The organism is Pantoea sp. B9002, assembly GCF_013385945.1.
Taxonomy (GTDB): domain Bacteria; phylum Pseudomonadota; class Gammaproteobacteria; order Enterobacterales; family Enterobacteriaceae; genus Pantoea.
On record NZ_JACAPA010000018.1, the window covers coordinates 1 to 22,399 of the forward strand.

General features: G+C 53.8%; 12 protein-coding genes. 10 read left to right on the plus strand and 2 right to left on the minus strand.

Annotated features, from left to right (window positions below; translation table 11 throughout):
* Positions 1-152: 152 nt before the first annotated feature.
* On the minus strand, positions 153-9,833 hold the full coding sequence (locus HX773_RS11600) for an autotransporter-associated beta strand repeat-containing protein (protein WP_176971605.1): 9,681 nt from the start codon (positions 9,831-9,833) through the stop codon (positions 153-155).
* A 479-nt stretch (positions 9,834-10,312) separates the two neighbouring features.
* On the minus strand, positions 10,313-10,579 hold the full coding sequence (locus HX773_RS11605; RefSeq protein ID WP_176971606.1) for a YdgH/BhsA/McbA-like domain containing protein: 267 nt from the start codon (positions 10,577-10,579) through the stop codon (positions 10,313-10,315).
* 723 nt (positions 10,580-11,302) lie between these two features.
* Here HX773_RS11605 and HX773_RS11610 point away from each other — a divergent pair.
* The 10 genes from HX773_RS11610 to HX773_RS11655 all read left to right on the plus strand — a co-directional run bounded on the left by HX773_RS11610 (position 11,303) and on the right by HX773_RS11655 (position 22,380).
* On the plus strand, positions 11,303-12,484 hold the full coding sequence (locus HX773_RS11610) for an OmpP1/FadL family transporter (protein ID WP_176971607.1): 1,182 nt from the start codon (positions 11,303-11,305) through the stop codon (positions 12,482-12,484).
* Positions 12,485-12,591: 107 nt separating this feature from the next.
* The gene (locus HX773_RS11615; protein ID WP_176971608.1) at positions 12,592-14,175 is read left to right on the plus strand and encodes an arylsulfatase; all 1,584 of its coding nucleotides are present in this window, start codon (positions 12,592-12,594) and stop codon (positions 14,173-14,175) included.
* Positions 14,176-14,229: 54 nt separating this feature from the next.
* A complete protein-coding gene (locus HX773_RS11620) occupies positions 14,230-15,522 on the plus strand; it encodes an anaerobic sulfatase maturase (protein ID WP_176971609.1) in 1,293 nt (430 codons plus the stop codon).
* Positions 15,522-16,517 carry a MoxR family ATPase gene (locus HX773_RS11625; RefSeq protein WP_176971610.1) on the plus strand — a complete coding sequence of 332 codons (996 nt, stop codon included), beginning with the start codon at positions 15,522-15,524 and terminating at the stop codon, positions 16,515-16,517. The genes HX773_RS11620 and HX773_RS11625 overlap by 1 nt, the downstream gene beginning before the upstream one ends.
* Positions 16,517-17,443: a DUF58 domain-containing protein gene (locus tag HX773_RS11630; RefSeq protein WP_176971611.1), complete on the plus strand. Its 927-nt coding sequence runs from the start codon at positions 16,517-16,519 to the stop codon at positions 17,441-17,443. The genes HX773_RS11625 and HX773_RS11630 overlap by 1 nt, the downstream gene beginning before the upstream one ends.
* The gene (locus HX773_RS11635; RefSeq protein WP_176971612.1) at positions 17,424-17,861 is read left to right on the plus strand and encodes a DUF4381 family protein; all 438 of its coding nucleotides are present in this window, start codon (positions 17,424-17,426) and stop codon (positions 17,859-17,861) included. The genes HX773_RS11630 and HX773_RS11635 overlap by 20 nt, the downstream gene beginning before the upstream one ends.
* The gene (locus HX773_RS11640) at positions 17,854-18,831 is read left to right on the plus strand and encodes a VWA domain-containing protein (protein ID WP_176971613.1); all 978 of its coding nucleotides are present in this window, start codon (positions 17,854-17,856) and stop codon (positions 18,829-18,831) included. The genes HX773_RS11635 and HX773_RS11640 overlap by 8 nt, the downstream gene beginning before the upstream one ends.
* A complete protein-coding gene (locus tag HX773_RS11645) occupies positions 18,828-20,354 on the plus strand; it encodes a VWA domain-containing protein (protein ID WP_176971614.1) in 1,527 nt (508 codons plus the stop codon). The genes HX773_RS11640 and HX773_RS11645 overlap by 4 nt, the downstream gene beginning before the upstream one ends.
* Positions 20,351-21,367 carry a BatD family protein gene (locus HX773_RS11650; RefSeq protein ID WP_176971615.1) on the plus strand — a complete coding sequence of 339 codons (1,017 nt, stop codon included), beginning with the start codon at positions 20,351-20,353 and terminating at the stop codon, positions 21,365-21,367. The genes HX773_RS11645 and HX773_RS11650 overlap by 4 nt, the downstream gene beginning before the upstream one ends.
* Positions 21,367-22,380, plus strand: coding sequence for an HAD family phosphatase (locus tag HX773_RS11655; protein ID WP_176971616.1), 1,014 nt, complete (start codon positions 21,367-21,369; stop codon positions 22,378-22,380). Before HX773_RS11650 ends, HX773_RS11655 begins: the two co-directional genes overlap by 1 nt.
* Positions 22,381-22,399 lie beyond the last annotated feature (19 nt).

Here is a 22,399-nt window from a genome sequence, read left to right on the forward strand (position 1 = left end):
CAAATTCAGTGTGCCACTACACACTGACCCGTTGAACTCATAAGGCAAAGACGTAGCTAATTATCTTTAAAAAAGCAGCATCTTTTTAATTTTTATACGCATTTTCGCTGAATATAAGCTATGCGTTTACATATCAATTAATTATTAAGATATCAGAAGCGCATTTTGAGCCCGACTGATGCTGAGATATTCGCCGACATTTTACTGTCTCCGCCGTTGTCCCAGACTTTGCCTACTTCGGTGTAAGCCTGTACTTCATTGCTGACCACCCAGGTCGTGCCCACTGCAGCTTCCGTTGCGCTATAACGCTGATCGGCGCTCAGACTGGTTTTGCCGGCATTGTTACTGGTGTTGCGATAGGTCACTGTATCCTGACCGTCCGATATTTCCTGCCAGAGGTTTACGCGGACATAAGGTTTAACTTTGCCATAATCAGTGTCGTAATCCGCAATTAATCTGGCACCAATACGGCCAATAACCGCTGCGTCAGCTTTCACGTTTACGTTGGTTTTCGCGGCCCCTTCCAGCGTGACATCCTGGAAATCACTGTACTGATAAATAAGCTGGCCCTGAGGCTCAATCGCCCAGCGGCTGTCACCCATTTTCCACGGTTTACCCACTTCCACCGAGGCAACAAACGAATTGCCGTCCGGGTGGTATGAAATCCGATCGACGTTGTTTTTCAAATCGACTTCGTGATGGCCATATTGCAGTACGTTATCCACGTAAAATCCGTTGTTATCAGTCCAGGTAGCATAACCGCCCAGATAGGTTGAGAACGTCGAATTATAGGCTGAGCCGCCACCCATGCCAGTATTACCCGACACCGCACTATCCGTGTCGAGGAAGGTGGCATACATCCCCATACGCCATTGATCGTTCTGCCAGAAGTCTCGGCCCATCTGCATTCCGTTGTAGTTGGAATCACTGAGGGTACCCGTTGCATCATTCATCTTCTGATTGACGGTTTTGTAGATATAGCGCGCCCAGAAGCGTCCTTCCTGATCTTCCGGCACCGCAGCCTGCCAGGGTTGCTCATCGCCGACGCGTTGGTGCAGGGTGCCTAACACGGCCAGGTCTGCCTGGCGGATGATTGAGCCCAGACTGTCGAAACCTGGAACATCAGGACGATAACCCGCACGCAGGAACCAGTCCTCCCCAGCACCAGCCGCGTTTCCGGCAAAAAGTTGATACTGGTATGCACCTGCCAGCAATTTATCTGCGCCGATAGTGAACGCATCTCTGGTGGTTTGCGCCGTCGTCGTGGCGCCATTTTGTGCTTCTACCACCCTTATCCCGTCACCTTCCGTGGGTTCACCTAACTGGCTGACATCAATATTCAGCAAAGTCAGGCCGGATGCCGAGCCGCCGGAAATCACCAGCCGGTCAGCAACGCCAGGGCTGTGCTGTTGAGCGGCGATTTTCAGGGTGCCGTTCATCCCAACGTAATCGCCATTAACGGTAAGCGTTGACCCCACATCGCCACCCTGAAGGTTTACCGTGCCCTGGTTAACCAGGTTGCCAACACGTTGATTGAAACCGCCGCTATCCAGTGTGGCATTCTGGCTGACAACGTAGTCTGACGCTGAACTGAAGCGCTCAGCGCTGCCCGCCCGCAGCGTACCATTTTCTACCAGCGTAATGCCGCTCCAGCTGTTGTTGCCGTTTAAGGTGGTAATACCGCTCCCGCGCTGCCAGACCTGACCGCTGCCAGAGATATCGCCTATCACGGTAACCTCATCAGGCCGGTTGAATGACAGGATAGCCTGGTTTTGAATGTTACCCCTGACGTTACCTCCCGTGCTGCCATTACCCAGTTGTAGCGTTCCAGCGTTAATGAATGTCGTCCCCTGGAAGCTGCTATCCTGCGTCAACGCCAGCGCGCCAGATCCGGTTTTCGTCAGGTCTCCGGAACCCGTCACGCTGTTCAGTAAAAGGACGTCAAAACCGTTGGTATCGACGGTGCCTCCACCGTCAGCGAGCTTAACTTCGCGGGGTGTATTGAAGGCTGCACCATAGCGTAAAGTCCCGCCGCCCAACGTTAATGCCGTTTCTGCCGCCCCCATGCTGGCATCCTGCGCAACCTGAAGCACACCCGCACTGACCGAGGTGCCACCTGAATAGGTGTTGTTGCCGTTGAGCACAAGCGTACCCAGGTCTGTTTTCCTGATGCCACCCGATCCCGCCAGCACGGAGTTGATCGTGGCGGTATAGCCTGCGCCCTGAGTGGTGCCATCTCCTACTCGCAGTAGGGTATCGGCAGTATTGGTTGTAATCACGCCATCATTCAAAACATAACCATCTGTAGCAAACTGTGCGCCACTGATGGCGACCACGCCCAGACTGTTATTCACAATTACTGTGCCAGCCTGGCCACCAAAGACAGCAAAAGAGGTATCGCTAAATGGCGTGTTGAAGCGCCCGTCTGGCGATGTCTGATCGGTTGTCCAGTTATCGTTACCTGTACTGTTTTGCCAGACACCGTTTCCGCCGTCGATCACCCCGTTATTTTTGTCCGCACTGTTCGTTCCACCGAAACCATCCCAGAATCGCATCAGCGTGCCAGCATGATTAACAAGGTTGACCTGACCCGCAATGGAGGTCTGCACGTATAAGTCAGCGGCTGCTTCAGGTGCAGCGCCAATATCCAGCTGATTGTCGGTTAAGGTGCCGCTGTAATTGAATACACGGTACAGGCCAACATCGAACTGCCCGCCTGCGGTTTGCGTGATATTCAGTTTGCCATTCAGGTTCAGATCGCCGTTGACGTTAATCAGATCATTGAGCGTGCCGCCAGGCAAATAAGCCTGACCAAACTGGAAGTCGAGCTGAGCGTTTTCATTTAACGTCAACCCGCCTAGCGTCAACACACCCACGCTGCTCAGATCGCGCCCAGCAGCAAGATGCCCGCCATCCGCTACCGTGACGTTGCCGCCTGAAGTGCCTTCTCCTCCTAGCGTCGCCAGGTTATTAACAGTGATTACGCCTGTTGCAGCGGATTGATTGCCGTTAATTAACAACGTACCCTGCTGAACACGGGTGCTACCTGTCCAGCTGTTATCACCTGTCAGCGTCAGTGTGCCGCTGCCGGTTTTCACCAGATTGCCGCCACTGCCGCTGATCACACCAGAAATGAGATCGTTTCGGCCCAGATTACCTTCGGTCAGTGTTCCAGCCCCCAATACGACACGCCCGGCACCTGAAAGTGAGCCGATGGCCGTGGGTTGAGTCGCTGCGCTGATGTCTACCCGCGCGTTCGTCTGATTATCAACGCGGGCATTCTCTGCCTGAGCATTTCCGGCAAAGGTCACTTCGCCAAGATTAGTCACAACAGCAGCCCCGGCATTAGCCGCATCGGCAAATGCCAGACCGGAAGTGGCATCGACAGCAATCTGCGAGGTGCCGCCAGAGCTTTGATCGAAGAAGTTGAGCTGTCCGGCATTTGTCAGGTTAACCCTGCTTTGTGCAGCCGAGCTGGTGTCATTGAATTGCAGCGTTGCGTTATCCACGCTAAAAGCATGATTTTCAGCCTGCGCGGCGTTCGTTAGATTCAACTGAGCGAGGTCGGTGAGAGCGATATTGCTGTCAGCGGTACCGAACGTGCCGGTCGTATTTACGTTCACGGTGAGCTGTCCGTTACCATTTTTTCCGACAATCGTGGTATCACCCAGATAGCTGTTCTGTTGATTTAACTCAAGCACGCCACTGTCTGTGCTGGCAGAGGTGTCCACAATGTTCAAAGCGCCGTTACCGCCAATCACTCCGGCGGGGGTGAACGTGTGGCCATACATATCCAGCGTTCCGCCACCAATAGCATCAAGAAAGATTAACCGGTTGGTTGTGAAATCTGCGCCGGCTTGCAAGGCTGCACCGTTCTTCAGCGTCAGAGAAGTATCGCTGAGGCCCAGACTGGCATCGCGGGAGGCCTGTAATGTTCCCTGCCAGACTTCAATCCCGGCAGAGAAATCGTTATCCCCGTTGAGAATCAGCCTGCCCGGATCCGTTTTCAGTAGTCGGATGCGATTATCATCCAGCGGATCCTGCAGCAGATCAGTGTTAAGGGTTGTGGTGACGTCACTGCCTGCGCCGCCGTCACCAACGCGAACGATGTAGTAGGTATCGGCAACTGATTCCCCTTCAGCACTGTAGGTGTTGGTTGGAGAAGGAACGGCCTGTGGGAAAGAGTCTGTGACGGTGCTGATGTAATAAAGCGGTGAGTCTGCGTTGAGTTGATTCACCACATAGCCATCACTGGTGAACTGCATCCCTGAGTTGATTACCCTGCCGTTTACGTTACTGACTTCCACCAAACCGGGGGTTCCCTGGAAGATAGCAAAAGCGGTCTGAGACCAGGGCGCATTTCCCACGCCATCTGCAGTCGTCCAGTCATTCGTTACGCCGGCGATATTGGCTCGCCAGATACCATTGCCTCCATCTACAGCGCTGTTGCCGCTGGTGCCATCTCCGTGGTGAGTGGTATTGCCGCCATCCCAGAACTGCAGTGCAGAGGCCGGATTAAGATAGTTCAGGATCAGGTTAACCTGATTAGCAATGTTGGTCTGAATGCTTGTGGTACCGCCGTCATTGGCGGGTAACGTGCCAATATCCAGCCCCCGATTAGCCGCCGTATTATTAATGGTGGATCCTGCATAACTGAACAACCGATAGACGCCGGGTAAGAAACTGCCGCCTGGTGAGAGGGTGACGTTAAGGACGCCATCAAGGATCATCGTCCCTTTCACATTAACAAAGTCATTCAGGGCTCCGCCTGCGGTGTAGGCCTGACCAAGTTCAAACTGGCTGTTAGTGTTGGCATTCAGCGTCAAATCGCCATTAATGGTCAGTGTGCCTCTGCTGTTATCGCCTGGCATCAGTACGGTATTGTTGCCAAACACAACAGCGCCACCCAACGTGCCGTTACCGCCCAGCGTCGTGCCATCACCCACTGTAGTCAGCCCAGTGGCGGCACTTTGATCACCGTTGACCAACAACGTGCCCTGGGAAATTAACGTCTCAGCAGCGTAGCTATTGTTACCGCCCAGGCGGGTCATACCAGAGCCAATTTGATGAAATGCGCCGCTGCCAGAAATAATGCCGTTTAGCGTGACGTCATCAGAGCGGTTGACGGTTAATACGCCGTTATCGGTGATGTTAGTCACTTCAGAAAGGCTACCCGCAGTGCCACCATTGCCGAGAGAGAGTTCAGAACCGCTGCCAATCAACGTATTGCCGGTATAGGTATTATCGGCCAACAAAGTGGTTGTACCGGATCCTATTCTCTCCATGCCGCCGTTACCGGTAATGACGCCGCTATAATATTGTTCATTGACGCCATCAAACGACACCAGACTGTCCGCACCATCAGTAAAGATATTGTAGTTGTGCAGGGTTGCTTCGCTGGCGCTGGCTAAACTGTCACCACTGCGTAACGTTGATCCTCCCTCGACATTGATTTGTGACGAGCCGGAAAGCGTCAGATCATCCACCAGACGCACGTCCGTAGCAGCCCCGTTCAGCGTCATGGTGCTCCAACCGCTGCCAATGTTAGTGCCTTTGGCCTGGTTATCCGCTGCAAAGGATCCCACTAGTGCCGGATTATTACCCTGATGGGTGCCATCAAACGTCAGCGTGCTACCTGTGCCACCCTCACTGAGAAGATGAGCTGTATTCGCCAGTGAAACATCGCCAATCGTCGCGCTGTCATTGCCATCAGCGCCGCTGAAAGTCACGCCACCCGCCAGCAGGCCGCTGGTCCAGGTGAACTGATCGTTGCCGCTACCGAAGTTTATTTCACCGCGAGTGTTGCCACCGGTAAGAGAGACGGCGTCGTTGCCGCTACCGGTCAGAATCGCCAGTAACGTGTTGGTCGCCGCCAGCAATGTTCCGCTGTTGTTGACGGTATTGTTCGCACTGCCTGAGGCATCAATCACCATCGCATTCAGGTTGGTGCTGGCATTCGTAAGGCTGCCACTGTTAGTGATCGTCCGGTCCGCTGCCGAGCCGTTAAGCACAATCATGCTGTTGCTGTTAGTGGTTCCGCTGGCTGTGATGCTGCCGGTATTGACGAACTGCGAGGTATTGGCGGCAAGAATAGTGCTGCCAGCATTGGAACTGGTGACAATGCTGCCATTGTTGGTGAGGCTACTGGCGTTAGTGGCATCAATTGCTGCACCTGCGCTGCCGCCCATGGTGATATTGGCGCCTGATATCACACTCCCGGCGGTGTTGCCGAGAATGCCGGTACTGCCGGCGCCTGTGCCATTGATCGTATATCCGGTACCGATCGTCAGGTTGCCGGTAGTGGCCGAACCATCGTCATTTTCAAAAGCGAAGCCCTGACCGCTGCCGCTGACGTTGAGGATGTTGTTAGTCCCCTCAGCATTGAACGTTACCGCCGTGCGGATCGCCGGACCATCAGCCGCATTGATGGTGACACTGTTGAGGTTGATATTGCCGGTATTGGATTTGTTATTAATTCCTGCGCCTGACCCGCTTATCCCGATGATGCTGTTGCTGGCAGTAAATGACGACGAACCGGTGTCCATCAACACGCCATCAGCACCGCCAGAAGCGGTAATCGTATTGCCGGTTCCATTTATGGTCAGCGCTGCCCCGGAGCCCAGTAACTGTACGGCAGCAAGCCCGCCATTTGCTGTTACCGCTCCCAGTTTCTGCACAATCGCGCCAGCGCCCTGTACGCGAATACCCACATTTCCCGCGCCACCGCCGACGCTAATCGTACTGTTGTTGGTCAGCACGCCCGCATTCTGGATATCCACACCAATATTATTCCCGGTGCCAAGTACCTGGACTGGCGCATCAACCGTGGCGCTGCCGTCATCATGCAGCCAGATCCCTTTGCTGTTACTGCCGTTCAACTGGATCCCTGAAGTGCCTTGCAACAGCAGATTACCGAGGTGTGATACGTCATAACCCACGATGCCACTTTGTCCCACACCGCTGGTCGTTGCCGCGTTAGAGGTGACGTTGGTGGCGAACTGCTCAGTCCCTTTGCTGCCATCTATATTGTAATTGCGCCCATCAATTAACACCGCCGTTGTATCGTCGTGATTAAGGACGATGCCGCCGTCGTTGATGGTTCCTTTTGCGCCTCCAGTGACTTTTACGCCAACAGCATCTTCACCATTCACGTTAATAATCGCCGGTCCCGTATTCAGCGTGGTCAGCACATCGTCACTGGCGTCGTTGTTGTTTTTGTCATCAAAACCGTTGGCAAATACCCCTGTTGAGCCAATACCGGTCAGCGTGAGCTGATAGGGCGTGCCGCTGCCATTGTCACCGCTGAAGGTGGCCCCATTATCCACGGCAAACAACACGGATCCTGTCTGCCCGTTATCATTAATAGAGGCATTGGCCACGTTGATTTTGGCCGCATTGCCATAGGCGTAATAACCAATCTGCTGGCTGTTCTCAAGCGAAAGGCTTGACTGATTGCTCACATTAATAATCGCGTTGCCACGCGCATGCACACCAATCGCCCCGGCCGCGAGCAACTTGATGGTGGAGGAGAGATTGACTACTGCCTGGTGGGTGTTAAGGCCTTCGGCATAAACCGCATAGTTGCGGTAGGTGTAAGGATTATTGTCCGTTCCGCCAGTATCGCCGGCGGTGCCGACGGTAATTTCGCTGTTTAGCGTTGAGGTGACGGCCGCATTAGCCGTGCGGGCCTGCACGTAGATGGCAATATTGTTATCACCATCAACCAGAATATCCCCATCGTTAACCACCGCACCGAGGTTATCAGCGATATACAGGCCATAGTTTGAGGCCGCGGCATCATTGGTTAATTTACCTAAAACCTCAATATTTCCGTTGTTGGTCACATCTCCTGTCCCGGCGTCAGAGAAAATACCTGCCGCATTTCGGGTATTCTCTCCAATGCGGATCAATCCATTATTAACCATATCTCCAGTGCTTTTACTGTAGATACCGGCGGACAGGCTTCCGCCGCCAGTCATGTCAACGTCTACAGGTGTTGCCCCGCTGGTAAGGATGGGTTCAACGCCCAGGAAAATAGCACCGCTGTTGGTGAACGTCGCGGCCTGATCGGCATAGACGCCATATCCTGTTGCACGACCCCCGACATTATTAGCATTGCCGGTAACGGTGATCGTGCCGCCTGCGGTGTTGGTTGCAGAGGTCGTCCCTGAGGCGCGAATACCAACGGCATTTGCCGTTGTGGAGTCGGTCAGCGCGACATTAATATGGCCGTTATTGGTTAAGGTGCTGGCTCCCAGTCCGGACACCGCTACACTGCCCGCGTTGTTAACATCCTGATTAATCCCATTCTTCTCAATAAACAAGCCAGCATTCAAGGTGCCGTTGTTGATGGCGGTAGCATTTGTCGCGAGCATACCCACGGTCGCCGGACTGCTGTTGCTGCTGCGCCAGGCATTGATTGCCCCGTTGTTGGTAATGACCGCCCCTTGATCTGCCCGCATAACGGCTGAAGCGCCATCGACCGCAAGGCTGCCCGTTGAGGTTACAGTGCCGCTGGCATTCGATCCGGTCGCATAAATCACGTTAAGATCGCCAACGGGCAAGGTGGCATTGTTGTTATGCGTGCCTTTGTCATCCCAAACGTGATAAGTCAGGTTGATGGTGGTCTGGTCTTCCTTAGCCAGCAAGCCTGTAATAATGGCGTTATAGGTATTCTGCGCTTCCACCGCGGAATCGATGGTTTCGCCATTAACCGTCGCTCCCGCCGTCAGCCAGTACTGGATTTGCGGTTTACCGGCATAATCACCCTGGCCCGTCAGGTAATCATTAACGTCAGCAATATCGGCTGACGAAGTGATATCAAACGTTCTCGACCCCACTTGCACCACACGCTCGCCTATCTGGGTGTAGTTAGGAATGGTGATGGTGTAATTGTATTGCGCACTTTGGGCGGTAACCGTTTGGGTATTGCTGGAAATGACGGGGGCGGGACGGAAATGGATAGCGTTATCTGACTGCCAGTTTACCGCGCTGGTTGCTGTGCTGATGCCGTCTGCCTTTGCCAGAACTGAATTCTTTGCCAGCAGATCCAGCGTGTTGGTTGGGGCTGCAATGGCTGTGCTGCCCAACGTATCTGCACCAATATTAATATTGGCGGTACCGCCCTCCGCACTGACTGAGGCGATGCCAAAGCCATTAAAGATGCGCAGAGAGTCCGGATCGTAGACAGGAAGTAAAAGTGCACTAACTGGCGTGTCACCTGATGAGACAAAGGTGGTGGAGTCATACGTGCTGATAACCTGATTACTGCCTTCAAGCCCAGGAATTACAACATTAAGCTCCTGGTTCTGTTGAGGATTCGCCGGATTGGGTGAATAGGTGAATTGATCGATGTTATCGGCGGTGATAGTGGTTATATTGCCGGCTGAGTCAGTGGCCGTAATGACCGTGATACGATTGGGATCGCTGCCAGTCGAACCAGGCAGTGCCTGAAGAACTGCCACTGAGGTGCTGTTACCCGTGCTACCAGTCCCAATCTGCGGGATGGGGCCGAGAATATTTAGTACAGTGCCTGGGGCATAATGATTAGACGCGATCTGGCTATCCAGTGTGAAGGCAAAGCCGGTGTTAATTACGCTGTCATAATTGATGCCCTGATCTTCCGGAAATAGATAGGAAGGATGACTCGACACACTCCAGTCTACATCAACGGCATAAGTCCCTTGTGCAAAGCCCACTCCTCCCGTTATAAGCGCGGTAAGTAACAACGAGGTTGCTGAGGAGGATTTTTTCCCATTCGCAGAGGCGTTTTCAGAAACAGGGATAAAGCAATAGGCGGTACAGCTCCAGACCAACCGGTAGACTCTATTCATCACGGACCTCAAAGAAGAATAAGCAGCTGATTTTGATGTAATTACACATCTAAAAATATCAATTACTAATTCTTAACATTAGTTCATGCTGGGCAGTGAGAAAGTTTATTTCTCGGAAATTGAGACCAGATCAATTTCCGGTTATTGAAATCCTGCGACTGAATATGTTTGCGGTAGCGAGCCTTAATAAGAGCTTACCGGTGAACGTGCTGGTAAAACGCAAGGGGTATTTCACCACTTCAATTCAGGATGCGCAGTGACTCTGATGCACTATTGGATAAATAACAATGCTGGTAGATGACGTTCATAATTGTGTCACGCGCTGGTGTCAGGAAAATTTTAGTGGATCATTTTCGCAATGAAGGCTTCCCCGTGTTGCAGGCGGAGAAGGGCTAGGCCCATTAGTTTTTGTAAGAGTGATAAGCTACAAAATGCTTATCACTCTTAATTTAATGCCCTGGAGTGCAGGGCATTGAAAATTATTTATAAACGGTTGCAGTACCACGGATTTTATGGCCTTCGGTACCAGAAGTTATGACGAAATACTTACCGCCCATCTCGTCAGCTTTTTGTGAAATTTCTTTCATGGCGTCCGAAGGGGCTGAATGTTCATTTGTCGTGCTGACCTCGCCCACTTTCTGATACTGCTTTGCTTCCTCTTTTGAAATCTCTTTTGCAGCAAAAGCAGATGAACATACCAGAGTAGACAGGGCGATAGCTATCATGCTAACCGAAACCTTTTTCATTATTTCATCCTTATGATTTGAAATGACGGCGTTTTTTAACCGAATTAAAATGATTAGCCTCAGTTGCTAAAAAATGCAAATAAAAATATTTTTAAATTTATATTGATAAATGTTTACCTGAGATTCAATAACCCCTCGACTGGTTAACCCTCCCGGGTCGATGCTGAAATTGATATCAGCATCACATTAATTGAGTCTTTAGGGATGCAGCAAATAACCCGCCTCACTTTTCAAGAAAGCCCTCCTGATAGCGAAACTCCGAAAAATGCTCGGTAAGTATGAGTGGTGCAAGCAACTGATTACCGAAGGGTTAACGAAAGTAAAACACTAAAAAATTACGCAAAATACATAAAAAATCAATATAAATCAGTTAAATAAAAGAATCCAATCTTAATTAATAGATAAAGGTAGATTACTTTGAAGTCAGTCAAAGAGTTGTCACGAACCTCCCTAATTCCTTACATTTATGTTGCTGAAACCTAAAAGTTAGCTAAGTTAAATATCAAAGTGTAAATAAAAAACTGTTTAATCCTCGGGTTACGTTTAAATTTTATACTCTCCCGAGATTTTCCCCTTCGTAAGTGATTCTGTTTTTTGCTGCCAGAGATTTTTCGACTTACTTGTTTTACCACTACCAGTCTTAACTAAAGTGGTAAGCAAGTTATCAAAAGATTATCGGACGAGTGTGACCGCCTGTTCTTAACCTGTTTAAGAGAAAGTCTCATGCGCAAAATAATTGCTCTGGCCGTTTTATTTAATATCTCATCAGCATGCGCAAGTGGACTTTATCTCTATGAAATTGGTACTGATGATATAGGTCTGGCCGGTGCAGGTCAGGCGGCGCGTGCGCAGGATGCCTCAACGCTTTTTACCAATCCGGCTGGCATGACTCTGTTGCCTGATAAAATGCTCACGGTGGGTGCGCAGGCATTGTATGGCGACGCGCCTTATCGTCTTGACGATGATGCTCAACTTAGCGGCAACAGCCCCGGCAATGTTATTGGCTGGTTTCCTGGCGGCAGCGCATTTTACACGCAACGGATTAGCCCAACGGTCAGTGCCGGAGTAGGTTTTTATGGCAACTACGGTCTCGGTCTGCATTTCGGCGACTGGGCCGGTGAAAACCTGATCAGGGACAGCACGCTGCTGGCAGTAACCCTGATGCCCGCGCTGGCCTGGCAACTTAACGATGCCTTTTCGCTGGGGGCAGGGGTGGGCATTAACTATGGCCTGCTGAAAATAAAGCGCGCTCGTGGCGATGAACTGTCCGACCATGATTGGGCGCTTAACGGCAAGATGGGTGCGCTGTGGCAGTTTACTCCGCAGACGCGTGCCGGATTGACCTACACCAGCCGAACAAATTATCACTTCAACGTGAACAACACTGTCCGGCTTGACCAGCTTAATAATTCCCCTTCCTGGATATTGCCCATCGCGGCCTCCGTCAATACCCCTCAGCAGATCATGCTCAGCCTTTTCCATCAGTTGAATGACCGCTGGGCTGTTATGGGAGATGCGGGATGGCAGGACTGGAGCGATTACAGCAACAGTGAAATCACCGTGGCAGGCAATCAGGTGGGCGACAACGGGCGTCTACGTGATACCTGGCACCTCGCGCTGGGCACGCAAGTCAAACTCACTTCTGACTGGACGCTGAATACCGGCGTTGCCTTTGACAGCAGTTTTTACCGCAACCAGCAGGACACATCTCTGACCATGCCCTCCGGCGATACCTGGCGCTGGGGCGTAGGAGCGCGATACCAACTCGACCCTGACAGCAGCATCGGCGCCGCCTTCGAATACGCGCACATTGATTCTTCACAGGTCTCATCGCCGCTGGTTAAAGGGCGTTATGACAACCCTGCACTCTACTTCTTTGGCATCAACTATAGCCGGGCATTCTGATCCGGCAGACGCAGGAGGTTTATCACATTACACGTTCAAGCACGATCTGACCGGGCGGGCGAAATCACTGCCTTTCCTTTGAGAGTCCACTTATCTGGAGCACAGAAATGTCAAAAGTGCCATTTTGCAAATCGCTGCTCGCCTCGATGTTGTCCGTCGCCTGCTGTGCGACCAGCGCTTATGCAGCCCCGGCCAGCAATACCACGACGGCGCCGGAGCAGAACAATCAGAAGCCCAACATTGTCGTGATATTCGGAGATGACATCGGGTACTGGAACGTCAGTACATACAATCAGGGAATGCTGGGCTATCAAACGCCGAATATTGACAGCATTGCGGCCGAAGGTGCCAAGTTTACTTCTTACTATGCGGAACAAAGCTCCACCGCCGGTCGCTCCTCCTTCATTACCGGGCAGATGCCGTTCCGTACCGGGATGAGTAAGGTTGGCATGCCCGGCGCACCGCAAGGATTGCAGAAAGAAGATCCCACCATTGCCAACATCCTCAAGCAGCTTGGCTATGCGACGGGTCAATTCGGGAAGAACCATCTTGGCGACCGTAATGAGTTTCTACCTACCGCGCATGGTTTTGATGAGTTTATGGGCAACCTTTACCATCTGAATGCGGAAGAGGAACCCGAAAATCCGGATTACCCGCAAGATCCTGAATATAAGAAGCAGTTCGGCCCGCGTGGCGTCATTAAGTCCAGCGCCGACGGAAAAATTGAGGATACCGGCCCGCTGAATACCAAGCGTATGGAAACCGTTGATGAAGAGACGCTGGCGGCTAACAACGACTTTATGGAGCGGCAGGTGAAAGCCAACAAGCCGTTCTTCACTTGGTACAACACCACGCGTATGCATAACAAAACCCATATTAAACCGGCCGATAAAGGCGTGACCGGATTGGGTGATTACGCTGACGGCATGGTGGAGCACGACAAAATCGTTGGTGAAGTGCTGAAGAAAATTAAAGACCTCGGCATTGAAGACAACACCATAGTTGTTTACACCACCGATAACGGGCCGATGACGGCCACCTGGCCCGATGCGGGTATCACGCCGTTCCGCGGCGAGAAAAACACCGGCTGGGAAGGCGGCTTCCGCGTGCCAGCGATGGTGAAATGGCCGGGTCATATTAAGCCAGGCACGCTGATTAACGACATCATCGGCAGTAATGACTGGTTCCCGACGCTGGTGGCGGCAGCGGGCGTGCCGGACATCAAACAGCAGTTACTCAAGGGCTACAAAACCAGTGCCATGACCTACAAAGTGCATCTGGATGGTTATAACCAACTTGATTTCATTACCGGTAAAACGCAGGAGGATCCGCGTAAAGAGTTCTTCTACTGGAGTGATGACGGTGACCTGCTGGCGATGCGCTACGGTCGCTGGAAAGCACACTTCATGATTCAGGAACGTTCAGGCATGGATGTGTGGAAATACCCGTTCGTCAAACTGCGTGTGCCATTGATTTTCGATCTGAAAATCGATCCGCTGGAAAAAGGCACCGATGGTATGGATTACAACCACTGGTTCTATGACCGCCTGTTCCTGCTGGGCGGTGCACAGAAATATGCCACTGAAATGCTGCAAAGCTTCAAAGAGTTCCCGCCACGTCAGAAACCGGGTTCATTCACCGTCTCTGATGTGTCGAAACTTATTGAGGAAGGCAGTCCGGCTACCAACTGATGCTCTGACCACATTACCGGGTGAAATTTTTCACCCGGTTTTCAGGAGGCGTTCATGAAATACAGCACTACGTTGCCGGTTAAACCTCTCCCTACGGCGGAAAAGTTCAGTGGCAAAGGGCCGGCTTACACACGCCGTTTTCATGTGATGGCGAAACCTACGGGATCGCGTTGCAACATTGACTGCAACTACTGTTTTTATCTGCACAAAGAGCAGCTTCTGGAACAGGACAGACACAGCGGCATGAGCGATGAGGTGCTGGAAACCTTCATCCGGCAATACATCGACAGTCAGGATGGCGAGCAGGTGGTGTTCTCCTGGCAAGGTGGCGAACCGACGCTGATGGGGCTGGAGTACTTCGAAAAAATAGTGGTACTGCAAAAGAAATATCAGAAACCGGGTCAGCGCATTGAAAACGATTTGCAGACCAACGGCATTCTGATTAATGACCACTGGGCGCGCTTTCTGCGTCAGCACAATTTTCTGGTCGGCATTTCGATTGATGGCCCGGCCGAACTGCACGATCGCTACCGCGTGACGCGCAGCGGTAAACCCACGTTTGAAAAAGTGATGGCGGGCGTTGCCGCGTTAAAGCGCCATCATGTTCCCTTTAACGCTCTGGTCACCGTCAACCGCACTAACGCGCGCTTCCCGCTGGAGGTTTACCGCTTTCTCACGCGCGAACTGGGTGCCACCTATATCCAATTCAATCCGTGCGTTGAGCCGGTTGATTTCAAGCAAACCGCACCGCAGTTCTGGCACGACGATACCATCCCGGTAACCGGTTCACGCCGCGCGCGCCCCGGCGACCTCGACTCCATCGTCACCGACTGGTCTGTCGATCCGGATGACTGGGGACGCTTCTTAATTGCGGTGTTCGAAGAGTGGGTGAACAACGATTTAGGCCGCGTGCAGGTCAACCTGTTTGAAACTGCGGTGGCGCAGACCATGGGTATGCCGGCGCAGATATGTATTACCTCCGAGTTCTGCGGCAAAGGCCTGGCAATTGAGAAAAACGGCGACATCTTCTCCTGCGATCACTACGTCTATCCCGAATACAAGTTAGGCAATGTGCAGAGCACCAAACTGGCGCATATGGCCTTTTCCGAACGGCAAAAAGCCTTTGGTTTAGGTAAGCGCGATACGCTGCCCGCGGCCTGCAAACGCTGCCCCTATTTGAAACTCTGTTATGGCGAATGCCCGAAAAACCGCATCGTCAGGAGCGAAGAAGGCGAACTGGGCATGAATTATCTCTGTCCCGGTATCACGGCCTTTTTTGACTATGCGCAGCCGATTCTGGTTGGCATTGGGACGCTGCTTAAACGTCAGACGGTGGAACCGGCCTAATGAATAATCGTGAAAAGCTGCTGGCGCTGGAAGCCAGTATGAACCAGCAGGTGATTGGACAGCAGGAGCTGGTGCGGATGCTGATCGTCGCCTTGCTGTGTGACGGTCATGTGCTGCTGGAAGGCTTGCCGGGTCTGGCGAAAACCCGTGCGGTGCGCGAGCTGGCGCGCCATATCGAAGGCGAATTCCGTCGCATTCAGTTCACGCCTGATCTGCTGCCTTCAGACATTACCGGCAGTGAAATTTACCAGCAAAATGCCACGCGCGAAGAAGATCAATTTCGATTCCGCCCCGGCCCGGTGTTCGGCAACATTATCCTCGCCGATGAGATCAACCGCGCCTCAGCCCGCGTGCAGTCGGCGCTGCTGGAGGCAATGGAAGAGCGCCACGTGACCGTTGCGGGCAAAACCTGGCCGCTGCCGGGGATATTCATGGTGCTGGCGACACAAAACCCGGTCGATCAGGAAGGCACCTGGCCGTTACCCGAAGCCCAGCTCGACCGTTTTCTGATGAAGGTGATTGTTGATTACCCATCGAAAGAGAATGAGCAGTTGGTGATGCAGCTGGTGCGCGCTGAGCAGCAGGCAAAATATCAGGCAGCGCAGCATCAAACGCCGCCACCAGAAACTGACTTGCTGATCAGCCAACAGAACATCGCCGATTGCTGGCGTGAAATTGCCTCCGTATATGTGGCGCCTACGGTAGAACAGTACATCGTCAATCTGGTGGAGATGACGCGTCATCCCGATCAGGTCAGCGATGCCTTTGCGAGTTATATCAGCCTGGGCATCAGCCCGCGCGGCACGCTGGCCCTTGATCGCTGCGGTCGCGCCTGCGCGTGGCTGGATGGTCGTGATGCGGTATTGCCGGAGGATATTCAACGCATCGCACCGGCCGTGCTGCGCCATCGCCTGCTGCTGAGCTATCAGGCCAACGCAGACAACTGCACCGCCGATCAGGCAATCGCCATGCTTCTTAATGCAGTGGTGGCATGATGCCGCAGCCGTTGACGCTGGAAATGGCCGATTTGATGGCGCTGGCAGGTGATGCTCAGCGACTCGATAATCCGCCGGGCCAAATCCCACCCGGCGCGTTAACCGGTGAACGCGTATCCCGCCAGCAGGGACGTGGGCTGAATTTCGACAGCCTGCGTCGCTATCAGCCGGGCGATGACGTCAGGTTGATTGACTGGAAAGCCACTGCCCGCCTTCGCTCGCCCTGGATCCGTCTCTACAATGAGGAACGGGAACGCCCGGTATTTCTCCTCGTGGATCAGCGTCTGGAGATGTACTTCGGTACCCGGCTGCAGATGAAATCAGTGGCCGCCGGAAACATTGCCGGATTGCTGGCATGGCGAAGCTGGCATGATGGTGATCGGCTGGGCTGCGCGATACTGGGCGATGATGAACTGGCCCTGCATCCCTGTCGCGCACCGAAACGCAACCTGATGCCGATCCTCACTGACGTTCAACGCATCAATGCTCAGCTTCCCGCGCATTATGCGCAACACCCTCGCCAAACCGTCCCCCTGTCAGACGCGCTGCAACGTATCGTCCGCCTGCTGCCTTCCGGCAGCTGGTTGGGGATCATCAGTGATTTTCACGATCTTGATGCGCGCTGTGATGCGGTGTTAGCTCACCTGCGCCGCCGCTGCGAAATTACCGCCTACGTCACGCTGGATGATCTTCATCGCCGCCTGCCGCCGCGCGGCCAGCTGGCGGCTTATTACCAGGACGTTAGCACCACACTCAATCTCACCTCACAGCTCAGCGATCGGGTTCAGCAAAGCGTTACCGAGCGTCTGTCGCAGCAGCAGCGCCGGTTACAGCGCCTGGGCGTCACGGTAAAAAACGTGGTTACCGGTGAGGCGATTCTGCCTCAGCTACAACAGGAGGACGTGCATGCTGGCAAAAGGATTTAGCACGCCGGAACTGGCTCATCCCGCTTTGCCTGGCGCCGCCTCATGGTTCCCGTTACCGGCAGGCTGGATGGTGCTCGGCGTGATGCTGTTGCTGGCGATGTTGATTGCTCTGCTGATAGGGCTAGCCCGCTTTCGCCGCAATCGCTGGCGCCGCGAAGCGAGAAAACAGCTCGGGCAACAGCAGGTAGATGGCTGGATTGCACTGATTAAGCGGGTGCTGCTGGTGCAACACCCGCGCGCGCAGGTCAGCCAGTGGCAATCGCCGGAACAGCTTCTGGCGCAGACACCGCTGGACGAAGAATTGCGCACGCTGATGTGTCGTCGCTATTGTCAGCCGGACAATCAGCTGGAAAGCAGTATCAATCAGCGTATTGCCCAGCAGTTGCGCCACTGGCTGGAGACGCTGCCTCATGTCTGAGTTTATTTCGCGCATCGATTTTGCCTGGCCGTGGGCGGGCGTGTTGCTGTTTTTACCGCTGCTGACTCATTATGTGCTTCCTGCAAAGCAGCCCATGAGTGAACAGGTTCGGGTCCCTTTTTTACCGGAACTGGCTGAAGCCCTGCAACTCTCAGCACCCGCACCGCAAGCCAGCTGGCAACATCGGCTGCTGTTCTGGGCGGTATGGATATTAATGATTGCTGCACTTGCCCGGCCGGAATACCTGATGCCGCCAAAAACGCTGATAAAACCCATGCGCAATATAGTGCTGATTCTGGATGTTTCCGGCTCAATGGAAAAAAACGACGGTCAGAATGGTCAGTCGCGCTTACAGGCGGTTCAGCAAACGGTGCGCACTTTTATCAGCCAGCGCAAAAATGATCGTATCGGTCTGGTTATTTTTGCCAGTCAGGCGTGGCCTTTCGCGCCGATCAGCGAAGATAAGCAGGCGCTACAGTCGCGCATCAGCCAGCTCGCGCCAGGCATGATTGGTCAGCAAACGGCAATAGGCGATGCGCTGGGCGTGGCGGTAAAACTGCTGGATCACAGTCTCGAAGCCGACGCGTCTAAAATGGCGATTCTGCTGACAGATGGCAACGACACCGCCTCTCAACTGCAACCCACGCTCGCCGCGCAGCTCGCCGCCGCTCATCACGTTATGGTGCACACCATCGCCTTTGGCGATGTTAACAGCAGCGGTGAGGATAAAGTCGATACGGCGCTGCTGGAAAACATTGCTCATATCACCGGCGGTAACGCGTGGCACGCCGCCACCAACCGCGATGCGCTGGCGCAGGTCTGGCAGCAAATTGATGCGCAGACGCCGGAACAGGTGAAAACGCTGGGTTTATCCTGGCATCGCCCGCTGTTTATCTGGCCGTTAGCCCTCGCGCTACTTGTGCTACTGCTGTTTGCCATCAGCAGCACCATGATGAGGCGACGCGCATGAGCGATTTCCACTTCATTTATCCCTGGCGATTACTGGGTTTGCTGCTTTGTCCGCTGCTCTATCTTTTAGCCCAGCGTTCAGGCAGTGCCTGGCATCGTGTGATGGACAAGCCGTTTGCGGATGCGTTGATCAAAGGCCAGCGTGTGCGGGCGCGACAGGTGCTGCCGTGGCTGTTTGCCTTGGGGGTTTTGGCGTTAGCCGGCCCGAGCTGGCAACGCGACTTGCCTGCCGCCTTCACGCCAGAAAACAATGTGATGGTGATCATGCAGCAGGATCTCAGCATGCTAGCGCAGGATGTGCCGCCTGACCGTCATCAGCGTATGCAGCAGAAAATTGCCGCGCTGATGGCGCAGCTGCCCGGCAGCCACTTTGGTTTAGTGGTTTACAGCGCAAATGCCTGGCTCACCACGCCACTGACCAATGACGCTGATTTTTATAACCTCTTTCTGACGGCCCAGCAGCCCACGCTGGTACCGCAGGGCGAGGGTGCAGGACTGCGGCAGGCGATTGCTCTTGCGCTTAAAAATCTGCCTTCAGCACCTGACGCTCCACGTGCGCTGATACTGGTTGCTGATAGTGTCGCACAGCAGGACGCAGACTGGCTACGGCAGCAAAATCTGCCGCTGCAGATCTGGGTGGTGGGCACGGCCAACGGCGGCAGGTTGCCGGAAACGCAGGCATCGCAGGGCATTGATACGCGACTCAACGTCGCGCGCTTCGAGCAAATTCGCGATGGCGGCATTCCGGTGACGCTGGTCTCTGCCGAAGATGATGATCTGCGCGCGGTCAACGGTAACATTCAGCAGAGCGTGACGGCGCAGCAGAACAGCAGACAGGATCTGCAGTGGAAGAACAGCGGCTATCTGCTGATCATTCCTGTATTGCTGCTGTTACTGCTGTGGCGGCAACAACTGCTCTGTCTGGCTGTCGTGATGCTGCCGTTATTTATCTGGTCTCCCGGCAGTTCAGCAGCGCTACTGGACGCCTGGATTCGCCCCGATGTGCAGGGACAATTTGCCTTCAATCACGGCCACTACGATACCGCCGCCCAGCGTTTTCAGGATCCGTTGCGACGCGGCATCGCGTTTTATTACGCACAGGATTACGTCCAGGCGCTGGGGGCGTTTCGCCAGGTTCCCGCCACGCCGGAAAGTCTGTTGTGGATCGGCAATTGTTACGCACAACAGAAATCCTGGCAGCAAGCGCTCAATAGCTACGATCAGGCGCTGAGTTTACGGCCTGAATGGGCGATGGCGCAGGAGAACCGGGCAAAAATCGCGCACATCATCATGCAACTACGACAAAAGGAACGTGACCGGCAAGCCGATCAACATGAGCAGAAAGATGAAGATCCCGACGCCATTAAGCACGATCTCAAACCCGATCAGGGCGTGAACCAACTGGACATGAAGCCTATCGCGGGCGCGGCGCCCTCGGCAGAACAGTGGTACAGCAATCTCACCCTTTCGCCCGGCGGTTTGCTGGAAAATCTCTACCGCTCAGCCCCGACGGAGGCGCCATGAAGCGACTTCTGGTGTGTCTGCTGTTGCTGCTTAGCCTGCCGGTACGGGCCGAAATGGCCATGACGCGTGAGCTGGTTGCGCCGGAACAACTGGTGCCAGGCCAGCCGGTCACGATTGCTGTGACCTTCTGGACGGACAGCTGGTTTAATCCGCCGCCGCAATGGCCGGAAATGGTGATTGAGAACGGTAACCTGCTTAACACGCCGCTGCCTAACCAACTGGTTACGCGCAATAGCGACGGCATCAGCTGGAGCGGCATTCGCATGGAGCGTCAGGTGATGGCGTGGGATCAGGGCACGCTGCGTTTTCCTGCCGCAGATGTGGTGATGCGTTCGGCGAATCAGCCGCCAAAAACGGTGTCGCTGTCGGTCTTGCAGAAGCAAGTCAACTGGCCTGCCGATGTGCGCCAACCGGACCGATTCTTACCCGCCAGCAGTCTTGAGCTCTCGCAGCAATGGCAACTTTATCGCGCAACCGAAGATAAGCAGTTACACGTTGGTGACGTGATTGAGCGCGTAGTGACATTACGCGCCACCGATGTAATTGCGGTGCAAATCCCGCAGCTGCTCTATGCCATCCCCGGCTCCGGTGCGCAACGTTTGCCGCCGATCAACAGCGACCTGACGCAAGGCAGAGATGAGATTGTCGGCGCCCAGCGTGAAGAACGGCTGCGATATCTGCCTTCTCAGTCCGGCGAATTGGTGATCCCGCCGCTGCGTTTACGTTGGTGGGATACGCGCCAGCATCAGTGGCAACTGGCCGAGTTACCCGGCGCGCATTACACCATTAACGCTGCGCGTCAGGCTGGCCGTGAACAGGCGTTAAAAGCCCGCCCCCCAATCCACTGGCAGCCGCTGTTAGCGGGATCGACGATAGTGCTGGCGCTGCTGATTCTGAGCTTCTTTTTCCGCCATACCCTTGCTCAAAGCCTGCAAAGGCTGATCCAGCGCACGCGTGAATATTGGCGGATCGTTCCGCTACCCGACCTCATTCCGACCAAAAGGAAAAGATGATGAAACTAAAACCCCTGCTGGCATTGCTGATTACTGCTCATCTTGGTTCGGCTTTTGCGGCAGACGATCCACTCAGTGCCTGGAATGACGGTCACGCCAAACAGGCGATTGAGACGTGGGTGCAAGAAACCACCACAGCGAATAGCAAAAACTTCATCCCTGTAAATCAACGTTATGTGGTGTTTGATAATGACGGTACATTGTGGCCGGAAGCGCCGCTGACGTTTCAGCTGCAATTCGTTATTGATGAAATTAAACGCCTCGCCCCACAGCATCCGGAATGGAAAAGCGATGCGTTGGTGCAGGCAGTGATTAACGAGGATATGAAAACCGTGGTGCAGGCTGGCAAAAAGGGGCTGATGCAGCTGATGGCGCTGACGCACAGCGGCATGACGACGGAAGAATTTAGCCAGCGCGTCAGTAACTGGGTCGATAGCCACCGGCATGCACGTTTTGGCTGTCGCTATGATCAACTGGGCTACCAGCCGATGCGCCAGCTGCTCGATTATCTGCGCGCTAACGGCTTCAAAACCTGGATTGTGTCCGGCGGCGGCATCGATTTTATGCGCGTACTGGCCGAAAAAATGTACGGCATCCCGCCTGAACAGGTGGTCGGCTCCTTTTCGCTGAGTGAATTCTCTCTGACTGACAACGGTACGCAATTACGTAAAACCATGAACGGCGCGTTTTACGATGACGAAGCGATGAAACCGGTCGCCATCCACCTGTTCATGGGGCGGCGTCCGGTCGGTGCCTTCGGTAACAGCGACGGCGATGTGCCGATGCTGCAATACACCTCCGCTAATCCGACGTACAAATCCTTTGGTTTACTGGTTCATCACACCGATGCTGCGCGTGAATATGCCTACGACGCGCATCCGCCCGCCAGTGGCAAACTTATTAGCGGGCTCAAACTGGCACCGCAAAAAGGTTGGGTCATCGTCGATATGAAGAAAGAGTGGAAAACGGTGTTTGACCCTGCGCAGTGTGCCGCAACTCAAGGCAATCAGTGAGTGGATTAGCCGGGTTACT